This window comes from Rhodopirellula sp. JB055 (assembly GCF_043100905.1).
GTDB lineage: Bacteria > Planctomycetota > Planctomycetia > Pirellulales > Pirellulaceae > Rhodopirellula.
In genome coordinates, this window is sequence record NZ_JBICHO010000349.1 from 1 (window position 1) to 4105 (window position 4105).

Below are 4105 nucleotides of genomic sequence, written 5' to 3' on the forward strand. Positions count from 1 at the left end.
ACTCGACGCGTCACACGATACCAGCTTCGGCCCGCCGATCGACTGTTTGTTCTACCAGTGGACGCAGGATTGCCTTCAGCTCGACTTAAGGGACAAGACGTGGCGTTGACCGAAACCGTTTCAATGCCGTGCAGTCCAAGCCGGGCGGCAGGAGTCATTCGGCATTCGAGCGGCGATGGCAAACGCGACTGCTCCTACGCGCAGTCCTGGCCAACGCCCAAATGACTCACATGAGTTTGGCCGATCCTTCCTGCCGACCTGGCTACTCGGGGTGTTTTTGCAGTTTCATCAGAACGACATCCCCGGCGTAGCAACCACCTTCGTAGCAAAGTTCCTTGCCGCCTCCGCCGCCCGCGAAATGGGGTTGAGCAGCGTTCCGAAGCGGCCAGCCTGGTCCGTTGGTCGAGCCTGTGAGATAGAGATTGCCGCGTGGATCGAGGCAGCACGCACGACCGTAATCGTAGCTTGGACCGCCAAAATAGCTGCTGAATTGCAGGCGTGAGAAATCTGCTGATAACACGGTGAGGATCGTATCGTGCTGACTAGATCGCTGAGATTGAATGGCCGTCTGGGGCCGTGGGTAGTCGTCGGAAGAAGTTTTGCCGGCAAACAAGACATCCCCGCTGGGATGAACTTCAATGCCGTCGGGTTCCTCGTCCCCGGAGCCACCCACCAACGTGCATGACAGAAGCGATCCCGTTTGAGTTGAGAACTTTGCGATCGCGACGTCGTTGGCTCCGCCTGCCAATTGGGTTTGGAACGCTCCTTTGGTGACAGGCAAATCATTGCTGTTCGTCCAAGTCGCCAAATACGCGTTGCCCATTGAATCCAAGTTCATGTTGTGGGTGCTGTTGCCCTCTTCGATTCCGCTGCCGCCAAAGTAGGTTCCAAACAATAGTTTGGAACCATCGGGACTGAGCTTGGCGACGAACGCGTCGCCTTGTCCATTGTAAGTCCGGTCGTGGGCTTGGTCGGTTGTCGGAACATCGTCGGAGCGTGTGGTGAAGTTCAGGTACACATTCCTATCTGAATCAGTCCGAATCCCACAATTGGGAACCTCCGGTCCGGAGCCGCCCAACCAAGTCGCCCAGTGAACACGACGTCCGTCGCTAGCAATCTTCACGGCGCCGATTTCGACGTCCCCTGCCGGGCTTGGTTGGTACGCGTTGGCAAACCAAGACTTGGGAGGCAAGGGCCCCTTCGCGGTGTAGTGCAACGCGAGGTAGATATTGCTGTCAGCATCCAAAGATAGATCGCGACACAATTGGCCGACACCAACATAGCCGGCCCACTCGATCGCGGAGCCGTCCGGGTTGAGTTTCGCGACGAAGCCGTTTTGCAATCCGTAGATACCGTTGTCGGTACCTTGAAATTCAGATTGAAACGCATCGTCCGTCACCGGGAAACCGGGGCCCGCGCGTCCGCTGACATAGACGTAGCCTTTCGAGTCGACTTCCACCGCGTAGGCTCGGTCGTAGTTCGGACCTCCAAGCAAGGAGGACCAAATCACTCGTCCTTGTGGATCAAACTTGCTGATGAACGCATCGCAATGACCGCCGCTTCCGACCTGTTTCCCCGAACGATCGTGCTGGCGCTGGAAAGCACCTTCGGTTGTTGGGAAATCGGTGGACTGGGTACCACCAACGATGAAGACGTTGCCGGATTCATCGACACAGACATCCCGAGCGTGTTCCCAGTCACCACCTCCCAGAAAGGTCGAAAAGCCGATTTCATATTCGTCTGCATTGGCAGCCGAGACGCCGATGGAAAACGAACCCAACAGAGCAGTCGTGCTTATCAGAGCAACCAAGCCGCACAGTGCCGCAGGGTTCAAGAATGTGAACTGGCACAACGGACCTTGGTTCAACAGCGAGATTGAAAGACGACCTCGCAACCGAGTGAATGAATACATGTTTCTCTTTCGTGGTCGCTAAGCAGGTTGACAGGAATGAAGGGTGACAACGATGCGAACCGTGTGGGCGTTGGTCCTGGTTGTGCGTGGAAACCCTGGCAATTCTATCCGACTCTGCTTCCTGACGGCTCCTGCTTCCGCGCTCAGTATTCGCTGATTACGTTGCGGTCGGCTTTGTCACAGAGGTTGACGAAGATCTCGGAGGAGACTGATTCGGTCAATGTGCGGGTGGATCCGTCCGCCAAAACGATGGTCACCAGACCGTCGTGGAAGCTGTAGGGCGACGCGTCGTTGTCGACGTTGATGAATCTGTCGCAGGTGTCGCAGCCTTTCAAGAGTCCGTCGGGGGACCAGTTGTAGATACCGACTCCGTTGTTACCAGCCCAAGGTCCATAGCTGTAGAACTGGGCGTTGGTAGGTGGTGGTTGTGGCTTGCTCAGCTTCCAGTGATCAGGTTTTCCAGCCATTTCAAACAGCAGGATCGTATTGCTGGTCCCATCCAAGATATCAGCGAAACGGCTTCCCCGTTCATTCAGAATGCCACAATCGGAGTCCCACACATGGACTTTGTCTCCAGTCGGTGTCTCTTTCAAATGATGCAAGCCGCGCACGCCCTGGTAGTCGGTTGCGGTACCAGTGATGTCAGGAATTGCGTTCACATCGGTGGTCCAGCCAACGTTCCAGCCGGCATAGATGGGCATCGTTCGCTCGCCCGGTGTCGAGGGACAGATGAACGCGGGCACTAACTGATTCACCGCGGGTTGATTGGCAACATCATCGAAACCGTAGTGTTGGTTGTAGATGTCATGAAGATTGGAGCCTTCGATGTATGGCAAGATCATCGCCAAGAACCCCGTCACAACCTTGGTCGGATTGCCAGTCGATCCGACGCCATCATAAACCAATCGGCCGGGCGGCAACCTTCTCAAGGCACTGTGGTAATTGTGGCAAGCCAACCCAATTTGCCGCATGTTGTTGCTACATTGCAGCCGTCGGGCGGCTTCTCTCGCTGCCTGAACGGCTGGTAACAAAAGACCGACCAAGACACCGATGATGGCGATCACGACCAGGAGTTCGACCAAGGTGAACGCGCGACGATTGGACCAATTTTGTTTGGAAAACCCCATGAGGTTCCTCCGCGAAAGAAAGAGATCAACAGTGTGTTGTCACGTTCCTGGCTGGCGGAGGAAAAAGTCGGCGAAGCGACGGTTCCAGGCTGGCTTGGTTGTTGCAACTGCGAATTATTCGCAACTCTACATGGGGGTGGTTGGGTCTTGCAAGTCCCTCCTTGAATAGACGACCCTCAATTCTCTGATTTGCATTGAGTGAGCCTCCTACCGGAGCAACCTGCTTGGGGTCCCATGTAACGAAACGATTCCAACAGATGACGGTTATAGCTTGGTCGTTGCGTAAAAGCTCATCATGCTGAAGAACATGGCCGAAGCGGTGACGACGCTGATCGCGATCACGATCCCGCCGATCCAACGAGTGCGTTTGATCTGCCACCACATCAACAGTCCGGTTACACCCCAGGTGACCATCGCAATTGCCATTGCATCAATGAACAGCGACCAAAACCGCCGCCCATTCCAGTGGGGCGGTTGGCCGTGAGACGTGTGCAGTCGCACGAAGAACGCGCGGGGCGAATACCCGTCTTCGCCGGTGTACCGGGTCACATCCAAATGCCCATCGCGAAGAACGTAGGTGACGCGAACGGGCTCGCCATCGACGTTGGCTAAGAAATTCAGTTTGCTCCATCCTAGAGGTTCCGGCTTTTCGGTTGAGTCGATTCCCACTGCACTCAAGACCGTTGGCACGGTTTGCTCAGCAACTTTCACTGGGTTGGGGACGAGATCGACGCGGTTGATCTGCTGCAGAACAGGTTCCATGGGCTCTCGGTTTTCCGGGAAGGTCGCCACCCAAGCCGACTTGTCGACCGGGTTCAGATGAACGGCATGACGGATCCCCGCGTCCTCGATTTGAAACCCAATGGCGTTTGTGAATTCGGGTGGATGATCGGGATTCAGCTCGATCGATGAATCGGGAGCAGCAACGCGCATCGCGTCGACAACTTGTTTGGCCAGTTCATCCTGATCCGGGAAATTCGCCCAGGCAGAATCCGCCAACTCACTCGCATCAACTTGGTGCATGACTGCTTCCGGAAACAAGCCGACATGATTGAGCATGGCTCCC

3 protein-coding genes are annotated in these 4105 nt (G+C 55.7%); all 3 read right to left on the minus strand.

Features of this window, described 5'->3' with window-relative positions; all coding sequences use genetic code 11:
• Nucleotides 1–262: 262 nt before the first annotated feature.
• Nucleotides 263–1912 (minus strand): SBBP repeat-containing protein, encoded by a 1650-nt coding sequence (locus tag ACF8AM_RS13915; RefSeq protein ID WP_392556213.1) that lies wholly within the window; start codon nt 1910–1912, stop codon nt 263–265.
• A gap of 143 nt (nt 1913–2055) precedes the next feature.
• The gene (locus ACF8AM_RS13920; RefSeq protein ID WP_392556214.1) at nt 2056–3039 is read right to left on the minus strand and encodes a DUF1559 domain-containing protein; all 984 of its coding nucleotides are present in this window, start codon (nt 3037–3039) and stop codon (nt 2056–2058) included.
• A gap of 264 nt (nt 3040–3303) precedes the next feature.
• Nucleotides 3304–4105, minus strand: an 802-nt coding sequence (locus ACF8AM_RS13925) for a hypothetical protein (RefSeq protein WP_392556215.1), incomplete at its 5' end; no start/stop codon positions are given.